The sequence below is a fragment of the Sphingobacterium sp. NPDC055346 genome, from assembly GCF_053645235.1.
This window is the reverse complement of sequence record NZ_JBSHMI010000006.1, coordinates 301,043-322,229: the sequence shown is the minus strand read 5'-3', so window position 1 is coordinate 322,229 and position 21,187 is coordinate 301,043. Positions and strand designations below refer to the sequence as shown.

Here is a 21,187-nt window from a genome sequence, read left to right as displayed (position 1 = left end):
GGTTTTTGTCATTTGAAATTCAAGATACTACCAAATAGCTATTACATGGAAAATCAAGAGCAAGACCTAAGTAAGAAGTATAAAGCTTTTATAAGTTATAGTCATAGTGATAATCAGGGTGAAGGTAGGAAATGGGCGGATTGGCTACACCATGCATTAGAAACCTATGAAATCCCTGAAGACCTTATCGGTAAGAAAAATGCTGCCGGCCAGGAAATCCCAAGACAGATTTACCCCGTTTTTCAGGATGAAAAGGAACTTTCGGCCAGTTCTAGCTTGAGCAGTTCCCTGACCTCAGCACTCGACCGTTCTGAATTCCTGATCTATTTAAGCTCTCCTAAGTCAGCCAGATCAACTTATGTACGGGACGAAATCAGGTATTTCAAACAGACGGGCAAATCCAAGCAGATCATGGCTTTGATCCTAAAAGGTGAGCCTGAATATGGCGATACACATACCGAAGCACAATGTTTCCCTGATGAACTGCGATATAACATTGATCAAAATGGACAGGTAATCAAAGATCAACCGGAGGAAGTACTTGCTGCTGATGTCCGTATTCCACATACACAGGACGAAGGATTCACCACTGCCGAAGGCTATCGCCGGTATTTGCACGAGCAAGGAGTAGCAAACCACCTCATCAAAAACCAGGTCGAGGAATACAAGAAAAGATTGGACCTCGCCTTGTTGAAAATAATATCCGGAATATTGGGCGTACCATTGGGTGAATTGACCAAGAGGGACCAAGCTTACCAATTGGAGAAAATAAAACAGAAGAACAAAAATATCAAACGCATTGCAACGGCCATTGCTGCCTTGGGCATCCTAGCCATCATTGCCGGTGTTTTTGCCTGGAACCAAAGAAACTCCGCCTTGCGCAATCTTGCAAAATCATTGTATGCTTCAGGAATCAATAAATTGACCGAAAGCGAATATGGTGATGGCGCCGCATATATTGCGGAAGCAACCCGAAGAGGTGATGAAAGTGCAGAACTTTTTGCACACTCCATGTTGTCGGTCCAAGATGATCTTACCAGAATGCCAAATGTCAATTACGGTGTAACGCGCTTCTCCCCTGATGGCAAATGGTTGGTTGGGTTCGCCAGTGCCGGAAACAATTTGAATGTACTCCAAGTTTGGGATGCCGTTGATCGGAAACTTATTAAACAACGGGATGATATCACCGCAATCCAAACCCGCTACCCGCTGTTCGATGGACAGAACAGGGCATATGTTACCACAACGAACAGCAATATCGTCAGATACGATATTGAAAAGGACCAAAAAGAGGAACTTCGATTAAATCCGGACAGCTCCTTTATTGCCATAATAGCTGTTTCACCAGACGCTAAATATATCGTATTCAATAAAAGGTCACGGGAAGTCGTACTTTTCAATACGGAAACAAAACAAGAACAGGTCATTTCGGCAACAGAGCAGATTGCTCCATCTTCAGCATATATTGACAATAGCTCCAAAACTCTATTTGTGGAACGTCTATTTCCAGAAGATTCTGAAGTTAGCATCTATGACCTAGCTGCAGTCGACCCTAAACCAGTCTTTAAAAAACACTTCAAATCTGGAATCAAGACACCGACCTTCAGTAATGATGGAAACCAAATTGCCTTTCACAATGCTGATGGAACGAATTATTTCAACAAATCCAATGGCGTTCAATGGTCTGCCCCATCCCCCATGTTGGTCAGGTTTACCGGCTTCACCGGTAATGGTAATCTATACCAAGGAAATGATTCCCAGATCAACCAGATCAATACGTCGAACGGATCCATTACCAAAACCAGTAAATTACCAGAAAACATCTTCTTTTTCAGCAACATGATGAAGATTATGGAACAAGATGCTACAAATGCAGAAACCAACTCACCAGATTGGACCCAATCTTTGGTAAGTGGAAATTCACAGACCTTTATTGAAAACAAAAAAGGCGACCCCTTAAGAGTGGCACAGTTCTATGAAACTAAAGATCTTGCCCATATTGAGGCAGGTATTACCGATGATTCTGCATTCTTACGATACAGAGCTGGAAAGTCAGTGGAAAAGATGGATCTTAAGACTGGCGAAAAAACCAAAAACTTTATTCAGGTACCTGAAGAGGTAACGGTTCACCTAGTACTCCACAAAACTAAACGGATACTTGTTAAGGGCAAAAGTGGTAAAACCTACTTCTTTGATGCCAGCACGGGGAAACCAGTTGGAAAGCCATTTGATTCTCAAGCGAAACTTTACATCTTCAATAAGGATGAAACCCAAGTCCTCGCAAGGACCGGTAAGAACAGCTTTGCATCTTGGGATATTGAAACCGGAAAACAGAACATCAATTATACGCAGGAACAGGATATCGCTGGTTTTACGGTTAGCCCAGATTACAGATCAGTGATTTTAGTAAATCCTGATGGCTGGAAAGTGGTGGATATTGCTTCTAAAAAAGTTCTTATCGAAGGAAAGGACGCTTTGAGCAGTGGCGCTTTCAGTCCTAATTCTCAATACTTGATCAAGGTCAGTTCTACCGGCGATGCACAGGTATTAGAAACCAAAACCTATAAACCTATTTTGGAAATGAAAACCATCGCTACGCCGTTTATGGTCTTCAATAACCAAGGAAATATACTGGCCCTTTCTGAAGACGCCACCCATATGCGCTTATGGGATTTGGAGGATAAAAAATCATTTGGCCAAACTATCCGCATCAGCAAAAACACACAATACTTCCATTTCTCGGATGATGACAAGCAGATCTTTGTACAGGATGACGGCGAAGGAATGCGTTATGCAGCAAAGGTGGTTGATGCAAAAACCGGAAACATCCTGACTATGCCCTTTATCAACCAGCGATTTGATCAGATCAATGTAATGCCAGGCGACAAAAGGTTAATGACCATTGAATCACTCATGAATGGCATCGCCATCAATATCTGGGAAGTTCCAGGACAGGTCAGCATGTCCAAAGACCAATTGGCTAGAGATTTGGAGAAATTCTATGGCAAGAAGTATGACAATGAAACCGGAGCAATCCTGAACTATATTGATACGACCGGCACCTATGACACCTGGTATTTTGAAGATCCATTCGTCAGGTCAGTATCCCCTAGCTCCAACGTCAAGATTACCGATATCTTGAAGATAAACTACCCTATCCAAAATGAGGCGAACCTTCAATTGTTGGCAGTGACCTATGACTACCATCCGTTGGCCAGGGCTATGGTTGCCAATTATTTCAGCAGTAAGCCTGAAACGAAATTGATAGGTCAGCGTATGGTTGACATTACAGAAAAACAATTGATCAAGATCAAGAACAAAGAACTGAAATCTGAAGTTGAAACGCTCCTAAAAGAAGCAAAACAGAACTTAAGCAAATAAAGAATGAATTTGACAAGAAGACAAAAAGGTCTATTGGGAATAGCATTTGTATGCTTTTTGATAATATTATCTTGGATCGGTTTATCCAAGTTCTTTCCTGAGAGCAACTCTTTGAGGTACCTACCTGATCGGATTTACCGCATCATCAAAATCGTATTCGGTGGCGACCCTTCAGGTTCAGGCCTAGAAGCTGAAAATGTACCCTGGGAATTGATCCTAGCTAAGATATGTGCCATTGGCATTCTGCTTTTCGGTGCCTACAAGATTATTCAAAAGGTATTCTCCGAACAGTTCAATCTCTTAAAGGCTTCTTTCAAACAGAACCATGTCATCTCTGTAGGTATCTCAAAAAAAGGTAGGCAACTTTTCCAAAGCCTAAAGGAAGACTATAAGCAAAAAGGAATTGCCATTGAAAAGGAAACAGAGCATGCCGACATCAATTCTGTAAAAAAACAGGGCCACTTAGTGATTATCGGAAATGCCGAAGAAGAAAGTACCCTACTGGAAGCAGGGATCAAACGCGCCTCTTCACTGATCGTCTTCCTAGAAAATGAGCAAACCGTAATTGAAATCATTGAATCTGTTCAGGATATCTACGATAGATCAAAATGTCAGAACGACCTGCTTTGCTTTTTACATATCAGCAACCCAAGGTTGATCGACTTGGTCAAGAACACCGGAATCCATTTAGATAACAACCAAATCCAACTTCGATTCTTCAACATCCACAAGATGTTGGCAAGGCAGTTTTTTTCGCAATTTCCAATAGATCTACAGCGATCCGGTAAGGAACTTTCCGATATCAATAAAATCGTATTTTTAGGCTATGGGGATTTCGCAAAAGCCATGTTGGTCCAAGCCATGAGGATTTTCCATATTTCTGTCGAAAATGACCTAAAAATTGCTGTTTATTCCGAGCAAGCTGAAGAAGACAGGAATTACTTCATCGAGCAATATCCTAAAGCCAATAAGATTTTTCCTATTGAATTCCATAATTTTCAAGGAACCTACAATGAGCTGGTATCTAGGGAGGAATTATTGGATAAAGGCAATGAAACTTTGTTCATTACTGCTTTCGACCAGGACCAAACTAATCTCAATACCGCTTTGGAACTCTTGGACAAAACCCAGAATAGTAAATTCCCGATTTATGTGCTCAATGCTGAAGGAAAAGGTTTGCGGAAGTTGATCCGCTATTCGGAAGAAAGCGATAGGATAAAATTCTTTGGTCAGATGGAAGATATCTGTAACCTTGAATTTATCACGGGCAATAAATTGGACAAATTAGCCCAGGCCATCCATGATGATTATAGAAAATTACTTTCCGGGACCAGTTCAGAAAGTGCACGATACACCTCTGATTGGTTAACCCTGAGCGAAGATGCAAAAGATGCCAGCCGAGCGCAGGCAGACCATATTCCCTATAAGTTTTTATTGACCCATAAAGAATGGCCAGTAAACCAGCCGGATGCAATAGCTTTCAGTGAGGATGAAGTGGAAACCTTGGCCATTATCGAGCATAACCGCTGGATGGCACACCGATATATCAATGGTTGGGACTATGGGGAAGTACGAAATGATGAGCTTAAACTCCACCCCTCCCTGATTCCTTGGGAAATCTTGAGCGAAAGTGAAAAACAGAAAGATCGAGACACCATCCTTAGAATTAAGATTCTTTTGAACGAAAAATAAAGCTATAGCCCAAGAATTTGTCTTTGCAGATTGTTTGGGCTATATTTGATTGGCTTTAGGGGTATTCTAATAGGAATTGAGACAGACCCTTTGAACCTGATACGGTTAAAACCGTCGTAGGGAAAAGCAAAATTGCTTGGCAAACCTAATTGCCTATTCCCTCCCTTCAGCCATTATTGTTTTTAATTTTTCAAATAATGGAAAACGACATTTATCATTTATTGACTCAAGTCCGAGAAAAATCTCCACTCGTTCAAAACATTACAAATTTTGTGGTCATGAACAATACCGCAAATGCCCTTCTAGCACTTGGTGCATCTCCAATTATGGTCCATGCCGAAGAGGAATTAGAGGAAGTCCTCAGTTTATGCAATGCCCTTGTCATCAACATCGGTACCCTAAGCAAACCATGGGCAGAAAATATGATCCTGGCCGCAAAGCTGGCCAACAAATTAGCTAAACCTTGGGTATTGGATCCGGTTGGTGCAGGTATCTCTACCCTACGCAATGAAACGCTAAAATCACTATTGGAATTAAAACCAACGGTCATTCGTGGGAATGCTTCTGAAATTATCGCCCTTCAGAACTTTAACAATAAAAGTGCTAAAGGTGTGGACAGCACCCAATCAAGCAGCTCGGCCCTAGATGCTGGAAAGTTACTGCAAGAGGAAACGGGATCCATAGTTTGTATTTCCGGTGCCACTGATTATGTCATTTCAAAGGATGAAATCACCGAAATCAAAAACGGCACCTCCGTGATGACCAAGGTAACTGGAATGGGCTGTACGGCTTCCGCAATAACCGCAGCATTCATTGGCTTAGCAAAAGACCCCTACCAAGAAGCTGTCGCTGGTATTGCCATCACTAGTCTTGCAGGCGAATTGGCTGCCAAAATATCGAAAGGCCCAGGTAGCCTTCAGCTCAATTTTTATGACATCCTTTACAATCTTGCCAAAGAACAGATTTTAGGCAACTTAAAACTAAAAAAATATGCCAATCCATCCTGATTTCCCCTACCCCCTTTATTTGGTGATTTCAGAAAAAGATTGTGTTAAAATGAATTGGCTGCAAGTTGCGGAAGAAGCCATATTGGGCGGAGTGGATATCATTCAATTGCGTGAAAAAGAACTCAGCCATACGGAATATTTGAACAAGGCAAAGGCACTGAAAAAAATTACAGGCCAATACCAGATTCCTTTGATCATCAACGATGCTCCTGAAATTGCAGTTGAAATCCATGCTTGGGGCGTTCATGTTGGCCTTTCGGATACACAGCCCCTGGACATAGCTGAAAAATATGGAGATATCCTGAAAATTGGCTGGTCATTGGAATACCAAGATCAACTGGAAAGTCCTCAAATGGCCCCAACCCATCATCTGGGGCTCAGCCCTATTTTTAAAACAGCGACAAAGACCAATACTGTGACCACTTGGGGTATTCACGGTATACAAGAAATAAAACTAAAAGCCGATAAACCGCTGATCGCTATCGGTGGTATGAACCAGGACAATGCTGGACAGGCATTTCAAGCCGGCGCAAATTCCATTGCTGTCGTTTCTGCAATTTGCGGCAGTTCAGACCCAAGAAAAGCAGCCGAACTGTTGAAAGGATTATTAAAATGAAAGAAAACAAAAAATATAAAGTACCAACTGTTCTCAGTATAGCGGGCTTTGACGGCAGTGGTGGTGCCGGCATCCAAGCTGACACCAAAACCATTTCATCCCTAGGTTGCTATGCCATGAATGTATTGACGGCTTTGCCGGTACAAAATACCCAAGGGGTGAAGAACATTTTCGACATCCCTGTTGAGGCTGTAAATGAGCAATTAGATTGTCTCTTTGAAGATATCTATCCCGACAGCATCAAAATAGGGATGGTACATAATAGCAAATTGGTCGAAACCATTGCTAATTCCCTGAAAGATTATAAAGGCAGCATCGTCTTTGACCCGGTTATGGTTTCCACTAGCGGACATCGGCTGATCCATGAAGAAACCATAGCGGCCATTAAAGAACTATTGTTTCCGATAGCCCAAATCATTACCCCTAATCTTGATGAAGTTTCCGTATTGGTGGGTAGAGAAATCAGCAGCGTACATGCGATGGTAGAAGTCGCTGATGAAATCTTGAGTTTAGGCTGTAATGCTGCACTATTAAAAGGTGGACATCTTCAAAGCGATATACTCACCAGTATATTGATCCAGAAAAACCATGCAGCGCAATATTTCGAATCTAAACGTGTGAATACCAAGAACACACACGGCTCAGGCTGTTCGCTTTCCTCTGCCATTGCATCATTCCTTGCCCGTGGCTATCACTTGGAACAATCCACCGAAAATGCTCTCATGTATATCAACAGTGCCATAAAAGGAAGCAAAGATCTGCTGATAGGAAAAGGAAATGGACCACTGAATCACTTTTTTAACCCTCAAAGACTCATTAAATATGAAATGGACTGATCAAGCTTGGGAAGCTATCCAACCCATCTATCATGAAATATTGAAAATGCCCTTTATCGAAGAATTGAAAAACGGAACCCTCCCATTGGAAAAGTTTCAGTTCTATATGCTACAGGATGCCAAATACCTCGAACATTATGGACGAGCACTTGCGGCACTCGGTTCAAAGGCAGAGGACAATGAAATGGCCTTGGACTTCTTTGAATTTGGCAAGAATGCCTTGATCGTGGAAAGAGCTTTACATGAGGCTTATTTCAAGCAATTCAAGCTTGAACCCAATCAAGAGATTACGATAGAGCCCGTTTGTCACCATTATATTCACTTCTTGAAAAGTACGGTGGCCTATGATCCCATAGAGGTAGCTACGGCAGCCATCTTACCTTGCTTTTGGATTTACAAAGAAGTGGGAGACCATATCTATCAAAACCAGAATTCAGATAATAACCCTTACAAGAATTGGATTGAGACCTATAGTGGCGATGAATTTGCCGAAGGTGTGAAAAAAGCCCTACAGTATAGTGATTACATGGCAGAAAACAGCACAGATAAAGGTAGAAAAGCCATGCTTGAAGTCTTTATTGCCGCAAGTAGATTGGAATTTAATTTCTGGGATGCTGCTTATCGGAATATAAAATGGTAAGCAATTCTTGAATTTTGGGCCAACTATTAAGATACAAAAAAAAGTACAATATTAGCGCGGTAAAGATCATTTATTAACGTAATTAATCTCCTGTTTTTGGCGCAATGCAAACATGATATTTGAGTAAAGGATTAAGCAAACCATTAAAATCAAATATCATGAAACAAAGAGTTCCAGTATCGCAGATTATGACAACCGAGTTGATCACATTGACTCCAAAAGATAGCTTATATGAGGCGGAGAAACTATTCAAGAAACATAATATCCGTCACTTGCCTATTGTAGAGGGCAAAAAATTAGTTGGGGTAGTCAGTTATTCTGATTTATTGAAAATTAGCTATGCGGATGTAAACGAAGAGGATGATATCGAAACTATCGTTTATGATATGTACAGCATTCCGCAGTTAATGGCTAAATCACCATTGACGGTAGATCCTGAAGCGACCATAAAGGAAGTGACAGAAACCCTTTCTCAAGTTTCTTTCCACTCCATTCCAGTCGTGGACGGTGAAGACCTTGTAGGGATAGTAACTACAACAGATCTCTTAAAATATTTTATCGATCAATATTAGTATTTTGTTAATAATTAATTTTCAGCTGTAGACCAAATGGGTTTACAGCTGAAATTTTTTATAAGGAAATTTATTATTACAAAAACTCTTAGTAAGGTAGCTTTTGGCGCAGTTTTTGGGCATTTTTGAATATAAAATTTATGTTATATGAAACAACTATGCTTACTTGCTGGAACCGCAGCATTATTGACATTCGGTTCTTGTACTTCAAACGCTAATAAACAATTGGAATCTAAAGATTCAAGTGAAACGGTATTGACAGATTCTAACCCCGTTGACAGCACACATACATCCCAAAATTCGGTTGATTGGGCGGGTACCTATTCTGGCGTATTTCCTTGCGCTGACTGTCCAGGAATCAAAACTACGGTGACCTTAAACTCCGATGAAACCTTTACCTATGAAGGTGAATATCAAGAAAGAGACACTAAAATTGAGGATACCGGTAAATTTATGTGGCATGACAACGGCAGTGTCGTTCATTTAGTAGGTAAAGAAGTAAACATGAAACTAAAAGTTGGCGAAAACCAATTGTTCTCCCTAGACCAAGATGGAAAACCTATCGACGGTCCTTTGAAAGACAATTATATCTTGAAAAAAGTAACTCAATAGTATTGAGTTTATAGATATTGTACAGAGCTGGTTTGAAAAAATCAGCTCTTTTTATTTTTGCCCCAATGGGAAATGTCATTATGTTAAGTTTTTTTAGTCATCCTGAGGTTCATCCGAAGGATCTCGGAACATTGCAAACCTAATTTTGTGAATAATGCATTGGCGTACAGTTTTTCTATCTTCAATAGTTTGTACTGGCGAACAATTCCTAAATCTTCGGCTAACACCCCATTGTCGTCCTGACGCAGGAAGGATCTCGGAACATAGCAAACCTAATTTTGTGAATAATTGCATTGGCATACTTTCCTTTACCTGCGGTTATCCACCGTTTAGTCATCCTGAGGTTCATCCGAAGGATCTCAGAACATTGCAAACCTAATTTTGTGAATAATTGCATTGGCATACAGTTTTTCTATCTGCAATAGTTTGTACTGGCGAACAGTTCCTAAATCAAAGATTTAGGATGACAGGGTCTTTATATTGAGAACCGTACAGATTCCTCACTATTCGTTCAGAATCAAAATGCGTTAAAGAGGGATTCAGAGTGAAGTGAAGAATCTATTTTTTTATTTTTTGAGGTGTTTGTCATCCCGAAATCGTAAGATGAGGGAACTATTTTTCAAATGAAGAGTGGATACTTCCGAGGCCCATTCGGTAAACTCAGGCTGACACAAAAGGTATGGATAAATATTTCACCCAGGCTGTGGGTTCGCCATTACAAACATCAAATTTCTACAAGGATTCCACCCCCTCTGGGCTTTAATCACACTAAAGGGAGATTTTGATGTTAGGATTGCAGGAGGCGGGCTTATGCAATAAGCCCCAACAAATTCGGCTACCTTTCCAGTGACATAATGGAAATGATCTTGGCCAATCCTCTCATCCCATCCATCCTGGTTCATTCCTAGATCTTGGCCCATCCTCTCATCCCTTCCATCCTGGTTCTACCTACTTCTCTCTTTCAAGATCCCCTTACAGATATCTGCCACCAAAGATGGCCCTTCATAGATAAAACCGGTATAGACTTGGACCAAACTTGCTCCAGCATTTAATTTCTCAATGGCATCCGCAGCAGAATGTATACCACCTACCCCAATGATCGGGAAGGCTTTATTGGATTTATCTGCCAAGTATTGGATTACTTCTGTAGAACGACGGGTCAATGGTTTTCCACTGACGCCACCTGGTTCCTGTACCAACATTCGGTGGCTCTGTAATCCCTCTCTGGCGATGGTAGTATTGGTAGCGATTACCCCTGCGATTTTGGTTTCCATCACGATCTCAACGATATCATCCAATTGGGTAAAGGTCAAATCCGGAGCAATCTTTAGAAGGATAGGCTTTGGGTTTGCCTTTTCCAGGTTCAATTGCTGCAATGTATTCAGGATATGCATAAGCGGTTCTTTTTCCTGAAGATCACGCAAACCCGGTGTATTGGGTGAGCTTACGTTTACCACGAAATAATCCACATAGTCAAACAAAGCCTTGAAGCAATAGATATAGTCATTTACAGCTTCTTCATTTGGTGTAACCTTATTTTTACCGATATTTCCACCGATTAAAACACCGTTTCTCTCCTTTAGGAATTTAAGTTTTCCGGCAGCTACATCAGCACCCTTATTATTGAATCCCATACGGTTGATCAAGGCATGGTCATCGACCAACCTGAACATCCTAGGTTTATCATTTCCAGGTTGCGGCTTTGGTGTAACGGTACCGATTTCAATAAAGCCAAATCCTAGTCTAGCCATATCCTCGATGTATTCTGCATTCTTGTCGAAACCTGCAGCCAACCCTACTGGATTCTTGAAGGTCAAGCCAAAGACCTTGGTTTCTAACCTCGGATCTTCTACACAATACAAGGATTTCAACAATGCTTTTGAACCCCATACTTTATTAAAAAATTTCAAGCCTGAAGTCACATTATGATGCGCTTGTTCAGGGTTCATCGAGAAGAAAAATGGTTTAACTAGCTTATACATGAGTGCAAAGGTAGCCAAAGATGCAGAAATATTCATTACTTTTGCACCCGAAATGATATCTATAAATAACTTAACATTTGAAATTGGCTCAAGGGCATTGTACGATGAGGCAAACTGGCATATCAAACCAGGGGATAAAGCAGGTCTTATCGGTGCTAACGGTACCGGAAAGTCCACTTTATTGAAACTTATCGTAGGGGAATACGCACCTACCAGCGGGACCATATCCATGGCCAAAGACCTAAAATTAGGTTATTTAAACCAGGACCTCCTATCCTATCACTCGGAAAAAAGCATCCTCCATGTTGCAATGGAAGCTTTTGAAAGACAAAATCAGCTGCATACCGAAATTGAAAACCTACTCAAGAAGTTAGAAACAGACTATTCGGATGAAATCCTGAATAAATTGAGCGATAAGCAGACTGAATTTGAGGCATTGGATGGTTACAGTATCGAATTTCGTGCTCATGAAATCCTTGCAGGTTTAGGTTTCTCAGAAGAGGAACAAAAAAGACCTTTGGCGACCTTCTCTGGAGGATGGCGGATGCGTGTGATGCTGGCCAGGATCCTCCTGCAAGCTCCTGACATCTTATTGCTGGATGAGCCTACCAACCACTTGGACTTACCCTCCATCAAATGGTTGGAAACCTACCTACAAAGTTTTGAAGGCGCCATCGTAATTGTTTCCCATGACCGCTATTTCTTGGATAGGATCATCAATAAAACGGTTGAATCCAGAAAGGGAAAATTGACCCTTTATGCTGGAAACTACAGCTTCTATCTGGAAGAAAAATCATTGCGTGAAGAAATCCAAGGCAATCAATATAAAAACCAACAGGCCAAGATCAAACAAGAGGAAAGGTTGATCGAAAGGTTCCGTTCGAAAGCAAGTAAGGCTAAAATGGTACAATCTCGTATAAAAGCCCTTGACCGAATGGAAAAGGTAGATGAGGTGGATGATGACAACCCTGAAGTGAACTTCAGCTTTAAATTCTCCAAACCATCAGGTCGACATGTGGTAACCATGGAAAACATTTCCAAATCTTACCCGAATGTAGAAATCCTGGAAAACACGAATGGCCTGATTGAAAAAGGTGATAAAATTGCGTTGATCGGTGCCAATGGTAAAGGTAAATCAACCCTATTGCGGATCGTAGCAGATGCAGATTCTGAATTTGAAGGCAAGAGCACTAAGGGACATAATGTTTCTCAGACCTTCTTTGCCCAGCATCAATTAGAAGCCTTGCACTTAGAAAATTCCATTTTACAGGAACTGGTGGCCTTTGCGCCTAAGCATACCGAAACAGAACTACGTTCCATTTTGGGAAGTTTCCTTTTCACTGGAGATGATGTTTTCAAAAAAATCAAAGTCCTTTCCGGAGGTGAAAAATCAAGGGTGGCTTTAGCTAAGGCATTGACTGCAGATGCTAACTTCCTAGTACTCGATGAGCCGACCAACCACTTGGATATGGCTTCCGTTAATATCTTGATCCAAGCCATGCAACAATATGAGGGTACATTGATCGTGGTTTCCCACGACCGTTATTTCCTAGAGCATGTGGCAAACAAGATTTGGTTTATCGAAGACAAAGAAATCAAGGAGTATCCAGGTACCTATCAGGAATATGAGGAGTGGAACTCGAAACGTGTGATCAAACCCGAAGCAAAACAGGAAAAGAAACCGAAAGAGGAACCTAAAAAGGAGAAAGTTGCTCCTACTGAAGATACCAAAAGAATTATCCAGAAGAAAAACAAGGAACTTGCAGCCTTGGAGGAAAATATTGGAAACCAAGAAACCTTGGTTAAGCAATTGGAAACCGAGCTTGCTCAAGAGGAAATCTATTCCGATGCAGTAAAATTGCAGGAACATACCAGAAATTACAACTCTGAAAAAGCCAAATTGGAAACCCTGCAACAAGATTGGGAGACATTGGCAGAAGAGATCATGGACCTAGAAAATTAAAGTCATTTTCTTATCCTAATTCTGACCTTATTCGAGAATCATTCGAGCCATATTCGAGAAATATTCTATCCACTTTGCGAATTTTCCGAATATGTCTCGAATAAGGTCAAACCAAAATCCAGGAAATCTCCTAGATCCCCCAACCTAACTTCACAGCTAGCACCGATGGCAATGCGATTAAGTTCAGTTTTTTTATGCTGAGAGACCAGGGAATATATGATTTTATTTGCATACTGTTCCTGCACCTTCGTTCATTTCAAATCTAAGATGAGAAAACTATTTTCTATCCATAGAAAGATTTTTTGAAAAATATTTCACCCCCACTGTGGCTTGGCCGTTTCAAACATCCAAGTTCTACAAAGATTTCACCCCTTCCAAGGGTTTCCCAGATGATAATAAATTAGGTTTGTATGCTGCGGGCATATGCAATATGCCCCTACAGTTTCGGGGACTATCCAGCGACAAATTGACCATAATCTTGGCCTATCCTCCCATCCATTTAATCCTGGTTCAAACCCGAAATCCAGTTTAACGAAGAGAACTTAACGCTCATTATATTATACTCCCCATTCATTCTGAATATCAGATTTGGCTGGAAATTTGTGCAGGATTTAATAAAACCAGATCATGACCGACATTCTACCTTTTATCATATCGTTATTTGTGGGAATTGGGCTTGCTGCTGCCACGGGTTTTAGGGTATTTCTACCGATATTCTTTTTAAGTCTGGGCTCTTACTTAGGTTGGATCCCTTTGGACGAGAGCTATGCCTGGGTAGGCGGACTACCCGCAGTCATTGCAACAGGCTTGGCTACCTTATTTGAAATATTGGCCTATTACATTCCATTTATTGATAATATCTTGGATAGCATTACGGTTCCATTGGCAACTGTAGCTGGATCTTTATTATTTGCAACGCAGTTTACCGAAGTGAGCAGTTGGATTCAATGGTCGCTGGCATTGATTGCCGGTGGAGGTACCGCCGCTACCATCAGTTCGGTGTTTGCCGGAACTAGGGCGGCATCCTCTGGTACAACCGCTGGGATCGGCAATCCGATCATCTCCACGGTAGAAACCGTTGGATCTACCATTATGAGCATCTTGGCGATATTCTTACCGATATTAGCCGGAATCCTAGTTATCCTTATCCTATATTTCGCCATTAAATATGGTAAAAAACTATTGGACAAGGTCAGAAAAAAGCCTAAGGTGAATAAATTTAAGGATTCAACCTATTAACTCTTCCTTCCAAGTTTTCCTCGGCTACTTGGACAGGTTGATATTGTACCCAACAGTAAGATAGAAAAGGAAGTAGGATAAATACGAGAAAACCCCACCAAAAACTGAAGATATTCCCTATAATAATACTTAACAGCAACACGATTACCGGATAGGAAAACAACAGTACGCCAAACAAGAGTGAATCATAGAATATACTGTTCTCTGTTTTCTGTTTTATTTTCTTTTTGACCAGTTGATAATACCAATTATGGGAATAATGGCCCAATAAAGCAGGGAACTTCATCCATGCACGTTCCTGTTGAATGCCATCACTTGCAGCTACGTAACGGTTTAACATTTTGGCATCCATTTCCTCCCTTAGACTTCTGATCAATTCACTCGTCATCACTTCAGAATTGTTCAGGTAGTCTGTCGAATCAATGGGATTTAATGCTTCCAAATAAATTGCTTTCGGCGTATCATCAAAGGAATTATAGCTGAGGATATAAGGTTGGACTTGGATAGGCACATCCATTTGCACCGCACGCTTAATAATTGACGTCAAACCGGTAGTCATAAAAGGCTTCAGGTCAATTTGGTTCCTGGATACACCTTCTGGAAAGATAAGGAGCTTGCGGCCCATTTTCAATTGGCGCACGCATTCATCATAGGTAAATCCATTGCTAATATCAGCATCCTGACTATCATTCTTCTTATAGATAGGCAACATAAAGAAACTACGTAACGCCCAGTTCGCCAAGGATTTTTCAAAGATATCTCCCCTAGTCAGGAAACAAATTTCCGAGGGTTGATGCACCGAGAGAACCAAGGCATCAAAAAAGGAATTGGGATGATTTGAAACGATTACAGCAGGTTCATCCTTTGCTGCTAGTTCCAAGTTTTTTAATTGCCAATCTGCCACATACCAGTTCATGCCCAGTTTGACAAATGATCTTAGGATTGGATAAAGCATAGATTAATATTCTCAATAATTAGAATCCAAATTTTCCTATAACAAAAAACACGCCTAATTTTAACAAATACTAATCTTCTTTCATGGATTCGGTAATCTTATGGATATTGAGGCTATTGGCCATTGCGCTAAAAATCTTATAATAAGCGCCATGCAGGTCAAATAGCTCTTCATGGCTACCATCCTCTACCACTCTACCTTTTTCCATCACAATGATATGTTCGGCATCAATGATCTGAGAAATACTATGCGAAACGATGATCACTGTCCTACCCACTTTGATGGCGTCCAAGCTATTTTTGATCTGTTCGGTTGCGATAGCGTCCAAATTGGCTGTTGGTTCATCCAGGAAGATAATCGGAGGATTCTTAAGGAACATCCTTGCAATTGCAATTCTTTGCTGCTGTCCACCAGAGAGCAGATGGGCTTCGGCATCATAGCCATTCGGTAGATCGAGGACCTGCTCATGAATAGAAGCTTTCTTAGCGGCTTCGATGACCTCTTCCATACTGGCTTCAGTCTTTCCGTAACGGATATTGTCGGCAATACTTCCTTTAAAAATATGGTTCCTTTGTAAAACCAACCCGATATTCTCCCTCAAAAATTCCGTATCATATTCCCTGAGGTCCACCCCATCCAGATATATTGCTCCAGAACTTGGTTCGTAGAATTTATCCAATAGATTGATGATGGTACTCTTTCCAGCACCGGACAATCCTACCAATGCCGTGTTCACGTTTGGACAGATCTCCATGCTGACATTGTGCAAGGCCTGATGTCCATTTGGATAGCTGAAATCCACATTCCTGATCTCGATCAGCCCTTTAATTCTTTCGGGTCTATAGGTGCCTGAAGGTTCCTTCTGCCCTTCATCCTCCAGGATTCCAAAGAAGCTTTCAGAATAGATCAGGGCATCGTTGACCTCATCGTAGATCCGGTGAAGCTGCCTGATCGGTGCAGAAACGTTATTGAAAAGCATAATATGGAACATGATGGCACCGATGGACATCTGTTCGTTCAAAACAAAATAAGCGGTCAGGATGATGACGATAACCACGCCGATCTGTTCGATAAATCCCTTGATGCTTTCAAAGATAAAGGAGGTTTTACGAGTAGCCATTTGGTTCTCGGTCATCTCGTACTGAATCTTTTTATGCTTTTCAGCTTCAGTGTCCTCACGAACGAAGGACTTGATCACGGTAATGGAATCAATCAGGTTGATCAATTGGTTACTCTTATTCTCCCTGTACTGACGCATGTTCCTTCGAAAGCCAGATAATCTCTTGGCCTGCAACTGGGAAACATAAAAATAGATCGGTATGATAAACAGGCCCACCAAGCCAACATAGAAATTCGCTAGGAACATACAGACCAAGGCGACGATGGCATTTGCAAAGAGCGGAAGGATATCGATAAAGAAGTTTTGGACCAGTCGGGTCAGCGAGCTTATACCGGCATCAATCCGGGTTTGAAGTTTTCCGGACTCATTGATACTGGAAGTATAAAAGGCCATTTTATAGGTGAGGATACGATCGACAATGGCTTGCGAAAAATCGCGGGCAATCATGATCCGCAATTTCTCACCGTAGTATTTTTGTCCAAACTGAACGATGGAATAGATAATTTCCTTACCCAGTAATATGGCGGAAATAACGCCTAATAGATAAAGTCCAGTTCGGAGGGGTGTCTTGTTGACGAGGAGGTCACTGATGGTATCAACGGTATACTTTAGGATAAAGGCATTGACCTGTGCAGCAAAGGATCCAACAACCGTTAGGATAAGGGTATAAAAAATGAGATTCTTATACGGCTTGGTGAAGGGTAATACTTTTTTAAAGAGTTGGGATATGGTCATAAAATTTAAACTTTAAAGTACTCAAAAAGTTTAAGCCTCCGCACTCTGTAACTAATATTTTATAGGATAATTTTCTATGAAATCAAACTTATAATCTTTGTGTTGCTTCAGGCTATCAATTAGATTGCTCAATAATTGTTGTCCTTTTTTATTTTGGAACATATCGTCATGCATCAGTAAAACGATATTATTTGGCTTCAATGTTGATTTATTTCCTAACATGTTACGGATACGGCCATAGATCTCTTCAACAGACTGAACAGGTTTACCGGTCAAACCATTGATTTTCCATTCTACGTCCCATCCATAGATCTTATAGCCATTGACACCCAGTAGGTCAGCAGTTTGGCTTCCTGAGGTTAAATCTACACGGCGAACATCATCAAATAACCAGATGTTTCTTCCTGGCATACGAACGATCTTATGTTTCAGGCCTAAATCTGTTTCGCATTTTTCGAAATCAGCGACCGCTAGGTCAGGATTGCTGTAAAATACATGGAATTTATTGGCAGCATGCGAATAGCTATGGTTGTAACATTCAACAAGTGGATTGTTCATATAACGATCAAAATCTCGTTTCAATCTTTTGCTCATGCCAGCATGCTTACCTACTAGGAAAGCAGAGATCTTGGTGTTTTTAGCGGTGATAATGGAGTCGATAGCGGAACTACCAATCAATGGACCGTCATCAAAAGTAAGGTAGATGTGCTTATCCTTTTTATTCAATTCACGGTAGATGGAATCTCTAAGCATTTTTTTAGCTTGCTTAGGTTCGATTTTATTTAAGGAATCTACAGCTGGAAAATGGATTTTCCCTTTGTTCAGGGAGTCTAGGATATCCATCAGTTTTACTGTATCCTGTTGTAACTTGGCTTCAACATCAACCAATGAGTTTCCTGTCGAATCCGAAGGATTAGAGCTGTTAGGTGAGCCTACAATAGAATTACAGGAGTAAACTGAGATTAGTGTGGAAATAGCGGCAATACCAGCGACGATAGTCTTCTTCAACATAGCCTTTGAGGGTCTCTTAAAATTTGTACAAAGCTAAAAATATTTGTCGACATAAGAAAGGGACTTCAAGCTGAAGTCCCATCCCATTTATCCCTATATTATATGCTAATCATCGTAATGTCTTCCTTTTTTCCAACGCTTATCCATTTTTTTATGGTACTTGTAATGTTCTTTTTCCATTTTGCGATAGCGTTTACCGGCGCGGTGATGATGTCTTCCGCCATCACGGATTGTAACCTGAGAATAGTTCCTTGAGTAACCATGATAGCGATCATGATAATGCCTATGGTTCCTCCAAGGTCTTGATTCATTGATCACCACTTTATAGGTTCTATGGAAGTCACGACCTCTATATCTTCTCGGTATATTCCTGTGTGACACCCATGTACGGCCATCGTAGTAGGTATAGTAACGATTAGAAACATCGTAATACATATCAAACTCTGGCATGTAATAATACCTGGCGTAGTCATAGCCAACTGGTCCCCATGAAGGTTGTACACCAATGTTCAAGCTTACATTTACTTGGGCATCTGCCGGTTTGACGAAGAATAATCCTCCAAAAACTAATGCTGCGTAGAATAACTTTTTCATAAAAACCTCCTTATATCTTTAGGACCAATCGTCCGGTTATGTTTAATGTTCTGACAGGCAATTTGAAGGGAAGGATTAATATGAAAATGTTAAAAAATGTAAATTCACAGCTACAGTATTCAGAATCAAGGCTTTAAAATTCATCTTTTTGTCATTTTTTACAATTTAACATTCAGCAAAACTCTCAAAAAATACTCTGTCCGCCCTACCCGATTCTATCAGCATTTTTGTTATCTTTGTCGCAATTTTAACAAAATAGCAATATGGCATTACAATGTGGGATCGTAGGCCTACCAAACGTAGGTAAATCAACCTTATTTAACTGTTTATCAAACGCTAAAGCGCAAGCTGCAAACTTCCCGTTCTGTACCATTGAACCAAATGTTGGTGTCATTACAGTTCCGGATGCTCGCTTGAACAAATTAGCAGAACTTGTCAATCCGCAACGTATCGTTCCTAATACCATCGAAATCGTCGATATCGCTGGTTTGGTGAAAGGTGCTTCCAAAGGTGAGGGTCTAGGTAATCAGTTTTTGGGTAATATCCGTACCACAAATGCTATTATCCATGTATTGAGATGTTTTGATGATGGCAATGTGATCCACGTTGATGGTTCTGTTGACCCTATCCGTGACAAGGAAATCATCGATACGGAATTACAGCTTAAAGATTTGGATACCGTTGTAAAACGTATCCAAAAAGTTGAAAAAATGGCCAAGACTGGTGGTGATAAGGATGCAAAGAAAACCTATGAAGTTCTTTCTGTAGTGAAAACGCATTTAGAGTCTGGAAAATCTGCCCGTACTGCCCCTATTTCGGAGGAAGATTTCGAATTCATCGATGACTTGACCTTATTGACCGTAAAACCAGTACTTTATGTATGTAACGTAGATGAGGCTTCTGTAAACACAGGAAATGCGTATGTTGATCAGGTTAAGGAAGCTGTAAAGGATGAAAATGCGGAAGTATTGGTTATCTCGGCACAGATCGAATCGGAGATTGCCCAACTTGAAGACTATGAAGAACGTAAAATGTTCTTGGAAGATCTAGGTTTGGATGAATCTGGGGTTCACAAATTAATCCGTGCAGCTTACTCCTTATTGGACTTAGCAACTTACTTTACGGCAGGTGTTCAAGAAGTACGTGCTTGGACCATCGAAAAAGGATTTACAGCACCACAAGCTGCCGGCGTAATCCACACCGATTTTGAAAAAGGATTTATCCGCGCCGAAGTAATTAAATACAATGACTTCGTACAATTCGGATCAGAAGCAGCCGTTAAAGAAGCTGGTAAACTATCCGTAGAAGGTAAAACATATATCGTTGAAGACGGGGACATTATGCACTTCCGATTCAATGTTTAGATAAATAAAAAAAGCGACTTTAAAAGTCGCTTTTTTTATTTAGACATAAGATCTGGGATTGGGGTCAGCTCCCCCTAGACTCCGCTCGGGGTTCATGCCCAAAATGGATGGCATTTTTGCCAAGATCTTGGTCCATCCTCCAATCCTTTGATTCCTGGCTCATTCCATAATCTTGGTCCATCCTCTCATCCCTTGAATCCTGGTTCAACTCATTTGTCTAAACCAGCCTTTTAACTATCCTCAACTTATGGGTAGTCTGTTGGAGGTCATGGTTATAGATACCTTCATTGTCGATGGAATCGATTCGGACCTTTTCTACGACATGCAGGATTTCCTCATCGGAAATGACGATTCCGAGATGATCTACTTCGCCTTCTTCGTTGATGAAAAAGGCTAAATCACCACCTCTTATTTCTGAAATAAAATCTATGGAAGTGCCTAATTGGAGAATGGAGGGAATGTCTTTCGGGATTTCAATACCGAAATGACGGTAAAACAAGCCGCATAAGCCTATATTATCGACTCCATGCACTGTTCTTCCCTTATAGGAAAATGGGGTATTCAGATAGCTTGCTACGAAGTTCTCCAATTGTTCGCGATCTCTTTCCTCTTCGTAACCTTCTTCGGTATCGCGGAGATCAGAGAGGATCTTGTAATTATCTACAGCAGTAATGATGCTCTTGTTTTCCGGAATTGGGCTACCATGAAAGATCTGCATGGTTTTGTTCTCCCCAGCGACGGCATAGCCCCCTACCTCATCGATGATAAAATCTGCAGGGATAATCTCTTCCACCAGTTCAAACTGTCCTTCCATGATCCAACCTTGGATCTCTGAATCGGGAAGCTGGATGAATGCCCATGACTTTTA

Annotated in this window: 17 protein-coding genes and 1 riboswitch; of the genes, 11 read left to right on the top strand and 6 right to left on the bottom strand. The window is 40.9% G+C overall.

Annotated elements, in window-relative coordinates; all coding sequences use genetic code 11:
• Positions 1-45 precede the first annotated feature (45 nt).
• From ACWICE_RS14285 to ACWICE_RS14250, 8 genes are all read left to right on the top strand, one after another.
• The gene (locus ACWICE_RS14285; RefSeq protein WP_454298637.1) at positions 46-3,381 is read left to right on the top strand and encodes a toll/interleukin-1 receptor domain-containing protein; all 3,336 of its coding nucleotides are present in this window, start codon (positions 46-48) and stop codon (positions 3,379-3,381) included.
• A gap of 3 nt (positions 3,382-3,384) precedes the next feature.
• The gene (locus ACWICE_RS14280) at positions 3,385-5,073 is read left to right on the top strand and encodes an NAD-binding protein (protein WP_454298636.1); all 1,689 of its coding nucleotides are present in this window, start codon (positions 3,385-3,387) and stop codon (positions 5,071-5,073) included.
• 47 nt (positions 5,074-5,120) lie between these two features.
• Positions 5,121-5,213, top strand: a riboswitch (TPP riboswitch).
• A 57-nt stretch (positions 5,214-5,270) separates the two neighbouring features.
• Positions 5,271-6,080 (top strand): hydroxyethylthiazole kinase, encoded by an 810-nt coding sequence (thiM, locus tag ACWICE_RS14275; protein ID WP_454298635.1) that lies wholly within the window; start codon positions 5,271-5,273, stop codon positions 6,078-6,080.
• Positions 6,064-6,696, top strand: a complete 633-nt coding sequence (gene thiE / locus ACWICE_RS14270) for a thiamine phosphate synthase (RefSeq protein WP_454298634.1) — start codon at positions 6,064-6,066, stop codon at positions 6,694-6,696. The genes thiM and thiE overlap by 17 nt, the downstream gene beginning before the upstream one ends.
• A complete protein-coding gene (gene thiD / locus ACWICE_RS14265; protein WP_454298633.1) occupies positions 6,693-7,532 on the top strand; it encodes a bifunctional hydroxymethylpyrimidine kinase/phosphomethylpyrimidine kinase in 840 nt (279 codons plus the stop codon). Before thiE ends, thiD begins: the two co-directional genes overlap by 4 nt.
• Positions 7,519-8,172 (top strand): thiaminase II, encoded by a 654-nt coding sequence (gene tenA, locus ACWICE_RS14260; protein WP_454298632.1) that lies wholly within the window; start codon positions 7,519-7,521, stop codon positions 8,170-8,172. The genes thiD and tenA overlap by 14 nt, the downstream gene beginning before the upstream one ends.
• A 158-nt stretch (positions 8,173-8,330) precedes the next feature.
• Positions 8,331-8,744, top strand: a complete 414-nt coding sequence (locus tag ACWICE_RS14255; protein WP_093097648.1) for a CBS domain-containing protein — start codon at positions 8,331-8,333, stop codon at positions 8,742-8,744.
• Between the two features lie 147 nt (positions 8,745-8,891).
• On the top strand, positions 8,892-9,356 hold the full coding sequence (locus ACWICE_RS14250; protein ID WP_185213811.1) for a copper resistance protein NlpE: 465 nt from the start codon (positions 8,892-8,894) through the stop codon (positions 9,354-9,356).
• 944 nt (positions 9,357-10,300) lie between these two features.
• Here ACWICE_RS14250 and ACWICE_RS14245 read toward each other — a convergent pair.
• Complete coding sequence (locus ACWICE_RS14245; RefSeq protein WP_185218335.1) at positions 10,301-11,338, bottom strand: quinone-dependent dihydroorotate dehydrogenase; 1,038 nt, start codon at positions 11,336-11,338, stop codon at positions 10,301-10,303.
• Positions 11,339-11,390: 52 nt separating this feature from the next.
• On the opposite strand from ACWICE_RS14245, the gene ACWICE_RS14240 reads away from it, so the two are divergent.
• Together ACWICE_RS14240 and ACWICE_RS14235 are read left to right on the top strand one after the other, a co-directional pair.
• Positions 11,391-13,301 carry an ABC-F family ATP-binding cassette domain-containing protein gene (locus tag ACWICE_RS14240; protein ID WP_185213872.1) on the top strand — a complete coding sequence of 637 codons (1,911 nt, stop codon included), beginning with the start codon at positions 11,391-11,393 and terminating at the stop codon, positions 13,299-13,301.
• A 627-nt stretch (positions 13,302-13,928) separates the two neighbouring features.
• Entirely contained in the window at positions 13,929-14,540 is a 612-nt protein-coding gene (locus tag ACWICE_RS14235; RefSeq protein WP_454298631.1) for a DUF4126 domain-containing protein, read from the top strand.
• Here the strand turns inward: ACWICE_RS14235 and ACWICE_RS14230 are convergent.
• The 4 genes from ACWICE_RS14230 to ACWICE_RS14215 form a co-directional block, all read right to left on the bottom strand.
• The gene (locus ACWICE_RS14230; protein ID WP_454298630.1) at positions 14,521-15,495 is read right to left on the bottom strand and encodes a 1-acyl-sn-glycerol-3-phosphate acyltransferase; all 975 of its coding nucleotides are present in this window, start codon (positions 15,493-15,495) and stop codon (positions 14,521-14,523) included. The genes ACWICE_RS14235 and ACWICE_RS14230 overlap by 20 nt on opposite strands.
• Before the next feature lie 70 nt (positions 15,496-15,565).
• Positions 15,566-17,350 carry an ABC transporter ATP-binding protein gene (locus tag ACWICE_RS14225; RefSeq protein ID WP_313516420.1) on the bottom strand — a complete coding sequence of 595 codons (1,785 nt, stop codon included), beginning with the start codon at positions 17,348-17,350 and terminating at the stop codon, positions 15,566-15,568.
• A gap of 51 nt (positions 17,351-17,401) precedes the next feature.
• On the bottom strand, positions 17,402-18,361 hold the full coding sequence (locus ACWICE_RS14220; protein ID WP_454298629.1) for a polysaccharide deacetylase family protein: 960 nt from the start codon (positions 18,359-18,361) through the stop codon (positions 17,402-17,404).
• A 105-nt stretch (positions 18,362-18,466) separates the two neighbouring features.
• Complete coding sequence (locus ACWICE_RS14215) at positions 18,467-18,955, bottom strand: hypothetical protein (protein ID WP_454298628.1); 489 nt, start codon at positions 18,953-18,955, stop codon at positions 18,467-18,469.
• A 263-nt stretch (positions 18,956-19,218) separates the two neighbouring features.
• Here ACWICE_RS14215 and ychF point away from each other — a divergent pair, with 263 nt between their 5' ends.
• Positions 19,219-20,319: a redox-regulated ATPase YchF gene (ychF, locus tag ACWICE_RS14210; protein WP_185213804.1), complete on the top strand. Its 1,101-nt coding sequence runs from the start codon at positions 19,219-19,221 to the stop codon at positions 20,317-20,319.
• Between the two features lie 217 nt (positions 20,320-20,536).
• On the opposite strand, the gene ACWICE_RS14205 is transcribed toward ychF, so the two are convergent.
• Positions 20,537-21,133, bottom strand: coding sequence for a C40 family peptidase (locus ACWICE_RS14205; protein WP_454298627.1), 597 nt, complete (start codon positions 21,131-21,133; stop codon positions 20,537-20,539).
• Positions 21,134-21,187 lie beyond the last annotated feature (54 nt).